Below are 14,641 nucleotides of genomic sequence, written 5' to 3' on the forward strand. Positions count from 1 at the left end.
GAAAGTTACTGTCTATTTTTTCCCACAATCCGACTAAAAATGTCAATAAAGTTATGCTTTAATAGCAATTTATTGTCTTGTTTTTAAGCCTGTTGGTGGTACCATCATGTTGTTAACTTCTGTTGAGTCGTATATACGCGGCTTGATGCGGCAGGACACTCAATCATCGTAAATAGGAATAGGGGACTCGCGTGAAAAAGCTACATACCAAAACATTAAGATGGCTTTCATTTATCTCAGCATCATTGCTCATGCTGGCGATTAGCGGATGCGCGAGCAACTTAACCCCGGCGCCGACGGCGGAATCGCAAGCGCCTACTCACGATTATTTGATCGGTGCTGGCGATACGGTCAACATCATTGTCTGGCGCAATCCAGAGGTATCAATGGTTGTGTCAGTCAGACCGGACGGTAAAATTACTACGCCGTTGGTAGAGGACGTCGTCGCTATCGGCAAAACATCGACCGAACTAGCGCGAGATATTGAAAAGGCCCTCGCTAAATTTATTCAGCAGCCAGTTGTGACAGTGATCGTGACTAATTTTGCCGGTCCTTACGAAGAACAGATTCGCGTCATCGGCCAGGCAGCTAAACCACAAGCACTGGCTTACCGCAAAGGGATGTCTGTGATGGATGTGATTATCGCCGTAGGTGGCATGACAGAATTCGCTTCCGGCAATAAAGCAAACATTATTCGCACCATCGATGGAAAGCAACAATCTTTGAATGTACGTCTTAATGACCTGATCAAAGATGGCGATATCTCTGCTAACGTACCAGTGCGTCCTGGCGATATTCTGGTAATTCCGCAAAGCTTTTTTTAAGTGTTGCGAAATCTTCGAAAAGAAATTACATCAAGGTTTCATTTGATTTAAGTGGATCAAACTTAAGAAAATCAAATTTCCTTACAAGAAAGCCACTTCTGATTTTTTAGAAGTGGCTTTCTTATTGGGTAAAAACATATTGCTTATACTCCCCCAATATTTTTTCAATTATGCTTCATTGTCCAATGATTCTCTGGACAATCAAAATATACTTGCCGGTAGTATATCGCATCCAGACTTCCCATTTGACTGCAAGCGTTACAGCGACAATTATCTGGGCAAGATACAGAAAATATTGTTTGTATCGTCCTCGCATCTGGTGGCTTAGTTCGCCATATGCCTACTGGTTGCTGCTCTAGTGGAAAATCTAAAAGCCATCAATGTGGGAACTGGTAATGATTGCCCGACATTAAGGCTGCATATCAAAAAGCAGAGCTTTACCTCAGCTCTGCTTTTAGTTTGATCACTTTACATCACCAAATCAGATCAGCTTACAGTTGTTTTAGTAACGTCTTTGCCTCATCTGTTTTTGCAAAGTTTTTACCTGGTGCGGTAATCATTTCCAGCTCTTTTTTTGCTTTGACTTTGTCGCCGGATTTAGCTAACGCAACCGCGAAATGGTAATGAATATCCAAGGCATCTGGCTGTAACTCACTCGCTTTTTGCAGCAATTGCAAAGCGCGTGCGGTATTGCCCTGATCAAGCAATATCCATCCTAGCGTATCCATAATCGCTGGATTATCGGGTGCTAGTTTGCTGGCCCGTTCCGCATATTCAACGGCACGTTTATCTTTTTCTTCAGAATAAGCCCAGGCAATATTATTTAGCGCGGCAATATTATTAGGATCGCTTTTTAAAATAATCTGGAATTGTTCTATCGCTATCTGTTTGCCTTTAGGGGCAGTCAGGTTGTACGTGCCCCAATACATGTGTACTGCATTATCGTCCGGGTGATCTTTAAGCCATTGGACTACACGGGCATCTGCTTCTTTAGTTTTGCCATCCTGGATCATGACATTGTGCAATTTGACGACAGTTTGCCCGTTCGCATTGATTTTGAATGCCTGCTCGTAGGCTTTGATCGCTAAAGCGGATTTTTTTTGCAGCGTTAATGTATCGCCTTCAAGCAGGAATCCTGTTGGTACTTTTTGATCTTGCTTTTGTATTTGTCGAGCAATAGCGAGAGCTTCATCAAAATTATTATTCTTAATTTGCAGGCTAGCCATTGCGAGTTGACCTTGCAAAAATTTAGCATCCAGACGCAAAGTCTTTTTCAGTGACTCCATCGCTGCTGCCTCATTCCCCATAGACATCTGCGTGGCGGCGACTTGGAATTGTGCTGGCGCGGATTCTGGCAATAGAGCGGCAAGCTTGGTAAAACTATCCAGCGCAGCGGCTTTATCACCCGTTGCTGTCTGAATTTGCCCGAGCAGGGCAATCAAGTCGGGACTCTTTGGATTAGTCGCTTGCGCATTTTTCACAAACGTAATCGCTTTTTGTTTGTCGTTCATACGCAGATACTGCGTTGCTAGCAATTGCGTTATTTGTGCATTCTCCGGGTGATCTGCGTTGGCACGTTCCAACCAGGTTTTTGCAGTTTCATTATCACCTTTAGATAAAGCGAGTCCTGCTAAAGCAGTCATTGCCGCAAGATTTTTTTTATCTTTTTCCAGGACGGCTTCGAGGCGTTTTTTTGCAGCGTCAGGTTTTTTCTCGTCAACATCGAGTCTGGCTAAATTGGCGATCGCAGGGAAAAAGTTTGCTTGCAAACTCACTGCACGCTCAAAACTGGCACGTGCATTGGCAGGATCTTTCTTGCTCAGATAAATGCCGCCTTTTAGATTTTGTATTACCGGATTCTCAGGTTGTTCTTTCTCTGCCGCTTTTGCTGCAGCAAGCGCCTTATCGTATTCTTTTAGTTTGAGATGAGTCATGATTAACAAGACGTCAGCTTTAGGTGACTTGTCATCCATCGCGGCGGCTTTTTCTAATTCTGCAATCGCTTGAGTACTGTCGCCTTGTCCCAGCTTACTCATACCTAGCGCAGTATGATACTCCGCCGTTTTGGGTGCCAATGTACTTGCCTTGTCAAACACCTCTGCTGCTTTGGTATAGTCTTTTGCCTGCATATACGCTTCACCGGCTAAGCCTAGCAACTGAACGTCATCTGGACTAGATTTGAGTGCAGCTTCGACTAAGGCAATCGCTTTTTGCGGCTCACCATTTTTAAGTACTGTGGCAGCCAGTAATTTCTGTGCGTAGATACTACTTGGTACTTTTTCCAGATATTTTTTTAAATCTTGCTCAGCTTGTTGTGTCGCACCCAACGCATACTGCACTGCGCCAGATAACAAAACGGCAGGCATATATTCAGGGGCAACACGCAAGACTTGTTGCAGCGATTCTTTTGCCGCAGAATTTTTGCCTTGGCTGAAGTCCAGCAGTGCCTGTGTGTACATCGCTAGCAAATTACCGCTGGACGCTTTTTTTGCAGCATCAATGTCTAGTTTGGCTTCGGCGAATTTTTTCATGCCAATTTCCAGATTAGCTCTGACGAGCAGCGCTGACGCGTTTTCTGGCTGCAATTTCAGTGTTCCGGTGTAGGCAACCAAGGCTTCGTCCAACTTGCCTTGAGCGCGCATCAAATCACCTTTAAATAACCATGACGAGATACTCGCAGGATTTTTTGTGACCGCCTGATCTGTATAGCGAACGGTCTCTTCCATGTTCTTGGTGGCATACGAATATTTAGCCATACCGATTAACGCATCTGGAAAATCTGGCTTGGCTTTTAATGCCTGCTCAAACGCGTCCTTTGCTTCTGGTGACTTGTCGAGCGACAAAAACGCATTACCGCGTAGCGTCAATAAATCGGGGTCTGTTTTTGATTTAGGATCTTTGTCTGTTTCGTCTATGACTTTTTGAAACTGACCCTGGGCTAGTAAGGCTTTCGCTAAATCCGGCATTAAGGCGTTTTGATCAGCACCTAAACTGATCGCTTTACGAATTTCTTTTTCTGCGGATACTGCATCACCGGTCTGGTTATAAATAGCGCCGAGTAAGAAGCGGGCGTCTTTATTGTCAGGATCTTTTTGGAGAACATTTTTGAGCTGGATGATCGCTGCTTTGGTGTCGCCTTTTTGTTGATATTGCTTAGCTTCGGCGAGCAGTTTTTCTGAACTTTGTGTCTTACTGCAGGCACCCAAACTTGCTATGAGTACAACGGTTGCTGACAGCATGGCGACTGATGCTTGTTTGTTGCGATTGCGTGACATATGTTTATCCTATAACTCAAATGAATGCGGGTTGGTGATGTATGGAGTAGCAATAACCGATGGATCTTGGCGCAACTTCGATATACCTCAATTGCGATAGTCTAAAACCGATCGATTTCTAGATCGATTTCTATATACTCCCCATAAAAATATTAATTAATGCTCAGTTGTCCAGTAACTATATGGACACTGAAAATATACTCGCTAAGAGTATATTTTATAATGATGGATGTACCTCGGAGCGGATAGACCGACATTTGCTGCTCCCGCGTTTGGCGTTGCAGTTGACTTGCCTGGTAGGGCCAGCCAACATGAATCTCGGAACGCAGCGTTATTTTTCGCAATCTTATGTTGTCTTCCCATTCTGTTTTTTATTTAAAGTTATTTTGCCGAGATTACACTATTTTTAAACTGATTCCCACAGCGATAAAACGAAATATGCTCTCAGGTAATAAAGACGAGCTACTCTTTACTTTATGTCGTTTTTTGAGACGGACTTATTCAGGAATCCAGCTAAAGATTGCAGTCCAATTTTTATACGTCGCCCAAGGATATGCCGACCAGCCAGAGCAACTCCCACAAGCGTACCGCGATTGAAGGCCGTAATGCCCCAACGTTCTCGTCTATGCGACATCCACTCCTGCTTGTACGGTTCGTCTCCGGTCAGGTAATCCACCTCAGTCACTTTGTCGATATCAATCACATGTCGCATCACATGCGCAGTCAAGATAGAGCCGACTGATAATTTGACATATTGCTCATCGTAAGCGAGTTTGTAGATGGATGCGACTTGGTGATGAACTAGCCAGATTTGCGCTGCCGCTGCCCGCCCGTCAATGTAGGCAATACCCAGACGCAGCCAGCCTTCGTCCGCCGATAATGCGATCAATTGCGGGATAAATGCAGGATAAGTTTCTGAATTTTTCCAACTTGCCGCATACACAGTTTGGTAATCCTGAAGCGCCTTATCTAGCGACTCGCCTTGCTGAAAAATAGTCATCTCTAGGCGCTCGGCTTTAATCAACTGCTTGGATTTTCTGAGTATGGTATTTTTTAATTTTGACGGGAGTTGTTCAAAGTATTCTTGATATGAGCGTCCCCTGATATCGAGATACCAATTGCCGAAACAAAAATATGTTTGTATCGCCATGTTGACACGTTTCAGCGCAGCTTCTAGCGCGTCAAAATCAGAAGTTAGCGGATCCATAGGATGGAAATTGATTACGTCCCAGCGTGGTTTTTCTGACGCCATCATAGCGATTAATGCTTGTATATCGCTACGTTGAGCTTCGCCATCATTGTGTGCAATCACTGAATACAGCGATGTATAAAAATTCGACAAAGAGGTCAGCGTGTTGATAGATAAGCCAAGTTGCGAGTACCGCGCCGCCCACATCGGTAGTGCTGCTGTCATTGGATTTGCATCGGTTTCTGATTCGAGGCAATAAATATGCAAAGCGCTATTAGCAGGTCGCGCAGACAGATCTAAGTTTTTTAGCCAGGCGAGGCTGGCGAAGATATTTTTGTGCGACGTTGTTGATTCAAACAACTGCAGGCCAGTGGCAGGGAGTGTTTTGAAGTCTTTGTAAACGCGAACCTTCTTCATTAAAACAACCTCGGCATGAAGGCAATAAGGTGTAGAGAAGGGAGGCAAAGGGCGTTCAATTTTTCTTGTGAACGCCCTTTGAATGAATCATGGGTTGACTGTGGGTTGCCAGCCATGTGTTGCTAGCTCAGGTACTGGCTGTGTCCGGTACTAGCTGTTACGAGCTAGCGCTGGTTAAGTTCTTTTTGTACCAGTCCATTGCTTCTCTCAGGCCCTTATCTACGCTATGGGTTGGCGCGAAATTCAGCAATGTTTTTGCCTTGCTGATGTCGGCCTGAGAATGACGGATATCGCCATCTCTAAACGCTTCATATTTAGGCTGATGCGATTGCACGTGCGGGAAACTATCGAGCAATAAATCACGCATCATATGATAAAGCTGATTCAGGCTAGTGGTGTCGTTGAGTGCCACGTTATAGATTTGGTTCACCGCGTCTGGGTTTTGACTCAGCGCCGCTAGTATATTGGCTTGCACGACATTATCGACAAAACAGAAATCTCTGGTGGTTTCTCCATCGCCATTAATACGTAATATCGAGTTCTGGATTAATGCGGCGATCCATTGCGGAATTACAGCAGCGTAAGCACCATTCGGATCTTGTCTTGGGCCAAATACGTTGAAGTAGCGTAAGCCTACTGACTCGACTCCATAGCAACGTGCAAACACGTCGGCGTACAACTCATTGACATACTTAGTGACCGCGTATGGCGACAATGGTTTACCGATCACCGATTCGATTTTAGGTAAATCAGGATGGTCACCATAGGTCGAGCTGGATGCCGCATAGATGAAGCGTTTTACTTTGGCATCTCTGGCAGCCGTCAGCATATTAATGAAGCCGGTGACGTTATTTTCATTTGCCAGCAAAGGATCTTCTATCGAGCGAGGTACCGAACCTAAGGCCGCATGATGCAACACATAATCAACACCTTGACTCGCAGACTGGCAGTCTTCCAACTTTCTGATATCGCCTTGAATAAAGGTAAAATTCGGCCATAATTCTGCGCCGACCAGATCACGTACCTGATCCAGATTGTGCTGATGACCTGTCGAAAAATTATCCAGGCCAACTACTTTCTGGTTTAATTTTAATAAGGTTTCCAGCAGGTTGGAGCCAATAAAACCCGCTACTCCGGTAATTAGCCAACAAGATTGCTTCGCCTTCAATTCTTGCTGGATCGTCTGATATGTTGTCATTTTTTTGCTAAATAAATGGATGCGCTAAATTAGAGACGCCAGATGCTAAAGCCTGCGTCATGTAAAGCTGCTCTGTCAAATTTCGATTTGATATCAACAAAGCAGGCGTTGTCGATCGTTTTTGCTTTGTAATCGGACAGCGGGCGTTGCATCAACTGGTCATGTGATACGGCGGCAATAATGACGGCAGCACGGGGTAGATTGTCCCATGTTTCCAGTTTTAAACCGTATTCGTGCTGAGCCTCGTCTGCATCTGCCAGAGGATCATGGATGTGCACATCGACGCCATAGGATTGCAGTTCATAAATCATGTCAGCTACTTTGGAGTTGCGCAGATCAGGACAATTTTCTTTGAATGTCAGTCCCATTACATTGACGACGCAGCCTTTGACGTGATGCCCTGATTTGATGATTTCTTTAACGACTTTTTCCGCAATAAATTTTGCCATGCCGTCATTGATGCGACGTCCGGCCAAAATGACTTGAGGGTGATAGCCCAGCATATCCGCTTTGTGCGTGAGGTAGTAGGGATCAACACCGATGCAGTGTCCGCCAACCAGACCCGGACGGAAGTTCAGGAAATTCCATTTCGTGCCAGCTGCTTGCAAGACTTCTAGCGTATCGATACCGATCATGTCAAAAATGATCGACAACTCATTCATCAGCGCAATGTTCAAATCACGTTGAGTGTTTTCTATCACTTTCGCTGCTTCTGCTACTTTGATACTCGTCGCTCTATGCACGCCTGCCACAATAATTCTCTCGTAGAGTTTGGCAACTTTATCTAAAGTGTCAGCATCATCACCGGAGACGATTTTTAAAATCGTGGTCAGTGTGTGTTCTTTATCGCCCGGATTGATTCGCTCAGGTGAGAAGCCCACATGGAAATCTTCTTTCCATTTCAATCCAGAATGTTTTTCCAGTACAGGAATACAGACTTCTTCAGTCGCGCCAGGATAAACAGTGGATTCATAAATCACGATACTGCCGCGTTTTAAGTGCTTGCCGACACTCTCGCTAGCGCCGATTAATGGTCTGAAATCTGGATTGTGCGCAGCGTCCACTGGAGTTGGTACCGCTATCACAATGTAATTCGCCTTTGCCAAATCCGATGGATCTGTACTGACGCTCAGATGGCCAGCTGCTCTCAGATCATCGGACGATAATTCTCCGGTGGGATCGATGAATTCTTTGTAGCTAGCAATTTTGCTGGCAGAGAGATCAAAGCCAATTGTTGTTATTTTTTTGCCGAACTCAACAGCCAAAGGCAGGCCAACGTAACCTAGCCCGACGACACCAACTATATCCATAAAATTTCCATTTTGATAATAATTCTTGAGCAATATAACAGATACGATAAAAAGTCACAATATCTGCTGATGCTTGTATGAGAACGTGACGCAGGATTCCTTAGAATCATAGCCAATATTTACAACAGAGTCGCTTTTTAACTACTTTCTCATCAGTAATTCATGCACAAAGTTAACAGGTATTGCGTATGAAATACCGCTTGGGTTGGTAATCGCGGTTTCTTTTAAGCCTTTAATTGCCACACTATTAATAACGCCGACGACGATGCCAGACTCTGGGTCATAAACCGGGCTGCCGCTATTGCCTGGGTAGGCAGTTGCATCTAATTGATAAACTTGATACGCAGAACGTCGCAGTTGGGTAATGACTTTGGCATCCAACCGTTTTGAATCTGGAGTCGGTTTAGTCACTGGGGTAATCGCAGAAATAATGCCACGATGTGTTGCAGGATGAAATCCCAATACTGCGGCTAAGGGGAAACCAGTAAACGCTATTGCCTGACCTTCTGCTATTTTGTCCGGGCTACCTAATTCCATTGCTGGCAGTGGCGCACCAGAAATTTTTAAGCGCGCCAGATCATGTTCTTCATCAACGGCAATCACTACGGCGGACCGGAATTCAGTTGATTCGCCTTTTGCGGTCAAAATACCGATTATTTCATCACTCGCGAGTAAGCTAAGACCATTAACAACGTGCGCATTGGTGATGACAGTAAGTCCATCTCCAACCACAAATCCAGTGCCAGAAAAATTCACAGCCGGACTACGGGTTTTTTGAAAAGTCCCAATCGCGACTATCGACGGTTTGAGTGTTTTTACTAGAGTTGGAAAGTCACTTGCGAGGCAATTACTCGTCATAGAGCTAACAATAAAAATCGCTAAAAAATAATACGCTAAAGTAATTTTTTTCATATGAATTCTATTGGGAATTTTTATTGTGCAGGGGGATACTAACCGTAGCGGATTCGTACTGAAAGCGCAATCAAATTCAGATTAATTTTTCTTAGACTTTTATCAGAAGTTAGTTTTTGGCAATGACGATTCAGCTAAAAAAGCATCTGTTATTTAGAACTGGTTTTACGTGTTTCAGCATAAAAAACGGCGACCAAAAGGTCGCCGTTTTTTGAGCGATTCAATTTACATTTTTGAGCGACGACGTGCAATCAACAACATGCCTAAACCTAAACCGAGCATCATGATGCTACCTGGTTCTGGAACGACATTTATTTGACCACCAGTTGCTTCTACCAAATACGGAATGTAGCTTGCGAGCAAGATACCACCGAAGTAAGTACCGAAAGTACCAGGAGTCTGACCAGTAAATGTGCCGCTAAAGGTATTATTTGCGACTAGCAATAATTCACCAGTAGTTGGATCTGTTATGAATGATGGTCCACCTGAATCACCAGCGCCGATACCGGATTCTTTGTTGTTTGCCAGTTGTGGAGTGCAAACACCATATTGGGTGCAGAAAGTATCTTTTCCGCCACCGTCAAAGTCCGCATAATAGACTTCATTCGGTCCCGCAAAATTTTGCTCATCATCACCATCAAATAAGTCGATATAGTTTTCGCCAGTGCGTTTTTTTGTAAAGCTGGCGGATCCACTTTGATAGCCATTTACGCCATCACCTGTTGTGCCGTAGCCCGCCATAATGATATGTGTGCCAGAGGTCACAGGATTGCCGGAGATGCTATAGATTTTTGCGCTTGCCGGCGCATCTTGAGACAGAGTGATCACCGAAATATCATCGTTCACACAGAATGAATTGACGCCCGCCGGACACTTACCAAAACCGTTGTAGTTAGGATTCATAGAAATTTTCGATGCGGTAATCAATGCATTGACATTGCCGTTGCTATTGAAGACGACGCGAACATCGTTACCCGGTTTGTTGATATCAACCAGATGGCCATTACCGTCGCTATCAACGCAGTGACCGGCGGAGATCACCTGACGTTTGCCAACTAATGCGCCGGAACACAAGAAAGATTGACCGTCATAGCGGATGTTGATGCTGACTACACCAGAATATGCTGAGCTTGGTGTATTTGGATCAATGTGTGCGTTTGGTGTATCAGGTAATGCACCCGCGGTGATGAGCGGAGTAAAAGTACCATCGACTGCTGCGGCTTGCGCTTGTGAACTGAAAACTGCACCGGCGATCAGTGCCATTCCTGCGACTCTTGTGAAAATGCTTTTCTGACGTAACATTACCTCTCCTTGTGATTGGTCGTTCGATATTTAGACTAGCTTATTATTTCTACTGTTTGCGTCGTGCGCGAAAATTCCTACCGCATATATTGTGCCAGTGATGAAATTTTGTTTTCTTTCAAGCACTTATCTTTTCGTGTGGAAAAGTTTGTGTCTAATTGTAAAATTTACCGACACGACGTAAAGATGCCTCATAGAAATTTTGAGCTAATACAAAATCGCAACTGATTTGTGAGGTGGTTCGATGGAAGTGGAGGGGGATAGTAGCCCAGCTAAGCTGAATTCAATTCAACTTGCATCAGAGTTTCATTGGAGCTTTATCAGAGATAAGTTTAACGTTGGTCTTCTGCTTGTATCGTCAAGGCACCGCGTAACAAGTTAGCTGCCAGGCGGTCAAAGCCATCGCTTTGACTTTGTTTCATCTTTAACTGCAGTTCAACGACGTCGCCATAAGCAGCGCGGATGATGGTCACGCCGTGTTGCTCGCACAGTCGGCGCAACTGCGACTCATCGGCGAATGCCAGTTGATAGACGTGTTCGCACATCAGCTCGATCTGAATTAATTCTGCGGTTTTACATGCGTCTGAAATGGCTTGGCCATAGGCGCGGGTCAATCCGCCGGCACCTAGTTTGATACCTCCCCAGTAGCGCACGACTACTGCCAGAATATTGTGCAGTTGCTTGTGTACCAGCACGTTGTACATAGGTTTGGCGGCGGTGCCTGAGGGTTCGCCGTCATCATCCAAACCAGAATCGCCATCGCAGATCAGTACCCAGCAAACATGTACGGCATTCGGATGTTCGGCACGTAAGTTCGCCAAAATTGCACGTGCTTCTGCGCGGCTGGTAACTGGATACAGCTGGCCTAGAAAGCGACTTTTTTTAATCTCGATTGCGGCGTTGGCGAATGCGGCTAATTGATACATCCAGTAAATACATCCGGTGAGTATATTTGAGTTGTCCATATATTTACTGGACAATATGCTATTTTCTTGGAAAAAATTGGGGAGTATATAGTTCTACTCAGGCTGAGAACTATTTTAAGTCTCGCTCCATTGTCTCATCAAGTTGTGATAACAGCCTACTAGTTTGACGCGCGCACGCTCGTCTGCCTGGGTTTGGTTGAGTGTCTGAATCGCGTTATCCATATCAAATAACAAGCTGCGGTGACCGTCGTCTTTGACCAGACTTTGTACCCAGAAAAAACAGGCGAGGCGCATGCCACGGGTAATCGGTGTGACTCTGTGCAAGCTAGTTGCGGGATACAGCACCATGTCGCCCGCCGCCAGTTTGACTGCATGCATACCGTAGGTGTCTTCTACCTGTAGCTCGCCGCCATCGTAGTCTTGTGGGTCAGCCAAAAACAAAGTGGCGGAAATATCGGTGCGTAGTTTGTTGCCGGTATGTGGATGAATCCGCACGCTGCCATCGACATGCGCGCCGAAGGTCATGCCCTCGCTGTAGCGGTTAAACATCGGCGGATAAACGATATTAGGTAAAGCGGCGCTGATGAACAAAGGATTGCGCTCAAGCGCGGTGAGTATCAACCGTTGGCAATGATGTGCGACCTCGGACCGCTCATCAATTTGCTGATTAAACTTGACCGCAGCACCTTGATAACCGGCTGTTACTCGTCCGTCGACCCAGGCATCACCAGCTTGGCTGAGTAGCGTCCGTACGGCGTCTAACTGCGGAGTATCAAGAACGTTGGGAATATGAACCAGCATGGAGTTTTCTGCTAAGTTTGATTGGTTAGAAATTGAACATTGTCCGGCGCAATAACAAAACCGGAGCAGCAATTATCTTGCAACTCCGGTTTGTTCGCTAGCGCTTAGTTGGTACTCAGTTATTACTTAGTCGCTACTTAATTACTGCAATAAGATAGTTGCCTCACTTTATGCATTACATCCGATAAGTGAATGAAATCATCGCAGCACGTGAGGTACCCGGGACCGAACGACCGCCATCAGATGGGATCAGAGCGTCGTAATACATTTTGTCCGTCAGATTAAACACGTTTAAACGGAGTTCGTATTTAGGCTGTTTGTAAGCTGCTGTGGCATCCCAACGGGTGTAACCACCGACACGGACTACGTTGGTGTTGCTGGCGAAACGTTCCGACATATAAACTGGACCACCGCCCACTTCCCAATGCGGCGCTGGCTCGTAAATGGTCCAGGCGGTCAGGGTGTTTTTTGGGGTGTTAGCTGGTGTTTTGCCTGAGGTGCCATCCAATGCTGATGCGCCGACAATCTTGGCATCCAGGTAGGTGTAATTCAGCGCAAGTTGCAGCTCTTTGTTCACGCGGCCAGTCGCACCGGCACGGAAACCATTGACCCGCACTGTGCCCTCTAGCTCATACACACCGGTGCTGATCAGACTGCGGGCATTTTCTTTCTGCACTTGGAACAGGGCAGAATTCAATGCCAGATTGCCGTCAGCTAAATCCCATTTTCCGCCCAATTCATACGAACGGTTTTTTTCCGGATCAAGATTTTGCTGACCAGTTGTGCCCGTCAATTGTTCCAGTGAAGGATTGAAGGAAGTACCGTAAGAAACATAGTAAGACTGGGTTTTGACTGGCGCCCAAATGCCGCCTAAACGCACACTGGTGAAACCAATCGCTTGCTTAGCGCCTGCCAGGGTTGTGCTACCAGTCGTATTGCTGGCATTGATAGAGTTGCTGATGCCAGCAGTGTAGCGGTCATAACGCAAGCCACCCGCGAGTTTAAACTCAGGGTTTAATTCCATCGTGTCATTGACGTAAGTCGCCACCGTATTAGCCGATCCGCCGGCGCGATTGCCTAGAGTAGTTGGCACTGCCGCTGGCGAATCGCCATTACTCGGATTCAGCAAAGGGACGCAGGCAACGTAGCCCGCGGTAGTGCCGGCGGCATTCAGGTTTTTGCCATTGCATGTGCCGTTGCGATAAAAATTCTGATTGTCGTAACCGTCATGACCTAATTCTAATCCGGCCAAGAGATTATGCTTGAAGCCACCTGCTGTCAGATTGGCGACCAGTTCAGTCTGGTTAAAGAAAGAATAGTCGCGGATATCGCGGTCATGGCTTTGCAGGCGCTCATACAAGCTAGACAGCGGCAAGCTACTGATGCCTGCTGGTGACAACGCGGTAAAGCCACTAGCAGAAACGGTACCGATGGTGTTAGGTGCGGTTTCTCTCGCGCTAGTTTTGACGTAATTGAATTGCGTCTGATTGCGTAATGTGACCTCTGACGATAGTTTATGGATGATGGTGCTGTTAAGTGAGGCGATGTCGGAATCGGTACGGTCATCGTTATAGCCGTACGCCGTTTTGCGATCCACATTGACTGGTGCGCCGTTCAGCGGGCCAAGACCATAGTCTGGCATGTCGTGATTGTGTTGCAGCAAAGCGGACAAGGTGATTTCTGTCGCAGTGCCAATACCAAATTTGACCGATGGTGCAAAACCAAAGTCTTGCAATTTAGTCTGATCACGGGTGGTGGCATTGCCACTTTGCCCCATAGCTAATACGCGCACAGCGGACGTATCAGAAGTTGGTGTGTTGTAATCCACCGTGGCTCTGACCAAGCCATTGCTAGTCACTGATCCGCCGATTTCTGTTTGTTGCTTGAGGATAGGTTTTTTGGTCACTTGGTTAATCACACCACCAGTTGAACCGCGCCCAAACAGCATGGAAGAAGGCCCCATCAAGACTTCGATCGAATCTAATGCGAACGTATCGCGATAGTATTGACCGCGGTCGCGGAATCCATCCAGATAAATATCAGTACGCGCTGAGAAACCGTTGAGGTTAACGTTATTGCCGATCTGGCCGCCTTCTGCACCGCCCAGAGTAATACCAGACACATTGCGTAAGGCATCTGCCAGGGAGTTGGCACCTTGCGATTGCATCAGAGCTTTGTTCACGACCGTGACGGATTGCGCGATGTCATGTGGATCAGCAGGTAATTTGCTGACAGACACTGCACCCGGCGCGAAATCATTTTTTGCGCCTTGGATGACGATTTCTGGCAAGGAAGAGCTGGTTTGTTGCGCTAATAAAGGCAGCGGGCTGGCGAACAGCGTCAATAATGCTGCTGCAATGGGCTTGCGGTGATTCATAGTGATTGCTTTCGGTACGAGGTTAGTGATGCATACCCCTACCGTCACTATATGGCTAGGCTTGGAGAGTTCAGCCTAGATTTTAATCTAAATGAGAATGCTTTTCAATA

General features: G+C 46.0%; 10 protein-coding genes. 1 reads left to right on the forward strand and 9 read right to left on the reverse strand.

The genetic code is table 11. The annotated features are described in order from the left end of the window. The first annotated feature begins 251 nt into the window (after positions 1-251). Entirely contained in the window at positions 252-824 is a 573-nt protein-coding gene (locus AAKU61_RS05125; RefSeq protein WP_354330281.1) for an XrtA/PEP-CTERM system exopolysaccharide export protein, read from the forward strand. A 491-nt stretch (positions 825-1,315) separates the two neighbouring features. Here AAKU61_RS05125 and prsT read toward each other — a convergent pair whose 3' ends face one another. The 9 genes from prsT to AAKU61_RS05170 form a co-directional block, all read right to left on the reverse strand. After that, a complete protein-coding gene (gene prsT / locus AAKU61_RS05130; RefSeq protein ID WP_354330200.1) occupies positions 1,316-4,099 on the reverse strand; it encodes an XrtA/PEP-CTERM system TPR-repeat protein PrsT in 2,784 nt (927 codons plus the stop codon). Between the two features lie 469 nt (positions 4,100-4,568). After that, the gene (locus tag AAKU61_RS05135; protein ID WP_354330202.1) at positions 4,569-5,705 is read right to left on the reverse strand and encodes a GNAT family N-acetyltransferase; all 1,137 of its coding nucleotides are present in this window, start codon (positions 5,703-5,705) and stop codon (positions 4,569-4,571) included. Positions 5,706-5,862: 157 nt separating this feature from the next. Beyond that, positions 5,863-6,903, reverse strand: coding sequence for an SDR family oxidoreductase (locus AAKU61_RS05140; RefSeq protein WP_354330204.1), 1,041 nt, complete (start codon positions 6,901-6,903; stop codon positions 5,863-5,865). A gap of 29 nt (positions 6,904-6,932) precedes the next feature. Beyond that, entirely contained in the window at positions 6,933-8,213 is a 1,281-nt protein-coding gene (locus tag AAKU61_RS05145; protein ID WP_354330206.1) for a nucleotide sugar dehydrogenase, read from the reverse strand. A 141-nt stretch (positions 8,214-8,354) separates the two neighbouring features. Continuing rightward, positions 8,355-9,125: a S1C family serine protease gene (locus tag AAKU61_RS05150; protein WP_354330208.1), complete on the reverse strand. Its 771-nt coding sequence runs from the start codon at positions 9,123-9,125 to the stop codon at positions 8,355-8,357. A gap of 225 nt (positions 9,126-9,350) precedes the next feature. Continuing rightward, entirely contained in the window at positions 9,351-10,427 is a 1,077-nt protein-coding gene (locus tag AAKU61_RS05155; RefSeq protein WP_354330210.1) for a trypsin-like serine protease, read from the reverse strand. Positions 10,428-10,759: 332 nt separating this feature from the next. Continuing rightward, the gene (locus AAKU61_RS05160; RefSeq protein ID WP_354330212.1) at positions 10,760-11,392 is read right to left on the reverse strand and encodes an IMPACT family protein; all 633 of its coding nucleotides are present in this window, start codon (positions 11,390-11,392) and stop codon (positions 10,760-10,762) included. 75 nt (positions 11,393-11,467) lie between these two features. Then, on the reverse strand, positions 11,468-12,154 hold the full coding sequence (locus tag AAKU61_RS05165; protein ID WP_354330214.1) for a Fe2+-dependent dioxygenase: 687 nt from the start codon (positions 12,152-12,154) through the stop codon (positions 11,468-11,470). A 175-nt stretch (positions 12,155-12,329) separates the two neighbouring features. Next, a complete protein-coding gene (locus tag AAKU61_RS05170; protein WP_354330216.1) occupies positions 12,330-14,531 on the reverse strand; it encodes a TonB-dependent receptor in 2,202 nt (733 codons plus the stop codon). Between the last annotated feature and the right edge of the window lie 110 nt (positions 14,532-14,641).

It is taken from the genome of Undibacterium sp. GrIS 1.2, from assembly GCF_040544435.1.
In the GTDB taxonomy this organism is placed as follows: domain Bacteria; phylum Pseudomonadota; class Gammaproteobacteria; order Burkholderiales; family Burkholderiaceae_D; genus Undibacterium.

What these genes read in the sequence shown, in the direction of transcription:
- AAKU61_RS05125 (WP_354330281.1), top strand. Translation starts at nt 252, where the DNA reads ATGCTGGCGATTAGCGGATGCGCGAGCAACTTAACCCCGGCGCCGACG.
- AAKU61_RS05135 (WP_354330202.1), bottom strand. Translation starts at nt 5,705, where the DNA reads ATGAAGAAGGTTCGCGTTTACAAAGACTTCAAAACACTCCCTGCCACT.
- AAKU61_RS05170 (WP_354330216.1), bottom strand. Translation starts at nt 14,531, where the DNA reads ATGAATCACCGCAAGCCCATTGCAGCAGCATTATTGACGCTGTTCGCC.
- AAKU61_RS05160 (WP_354330212.1), bottom strand. Translation starts at nt 11,392, where the DNA reads ATGGACAACTCAAATATACTCACCGGATGTATTTACTGGATGTATCAA.
- AAKU61_RS05165 (WP_354330214.1), bottom strand. Translation starts at nt 12,154, where the DNA reads ATGCTGGTTCATATTCCCAACGTTCTTGATACTCCGCAGTTAGACGCC.
- AAKU61_RS05150 (WP_354330208.1), bottom strand. Translation starts at nt 9,125, where the DNA reads ATGAAAAAAATTACTTTAGCGTATTATTTTTTAGCGATTTTTATTGTT.
- AAKU61_RS05145 (WP_354330206.1), bottom strand. Translation starts at nt 8,213, where the DNA reads ATGGATATAGTTGGTGTCGTCGGGCTAGGTTACGTTGGCCTGCCTTTG.
- prsT (WP_354330200.1), bottom strand. Translation starts at nt 4,099, where the DNA reads ATGTCACGCAATCGCAACAAACAAGCATCAGTCGCCATGCTGTCAGCA.
- AAKU61_RS05155 (WP_354330210.1), bottom strand. Translation starts at nt 10,427, where the DNA reads ATGTTACGTCAGAAAAGCATTTTCACAAGAGTCGCAGGAATGGCACTG.
- AAKU61_RS05140 (WP_354330204.1), bottom strand. Translation starts at nt 6,903, where the DNA reads ATGACAACATATCAGACGATCCAGCAAGAATTGAAGGCGAAGCAATCT.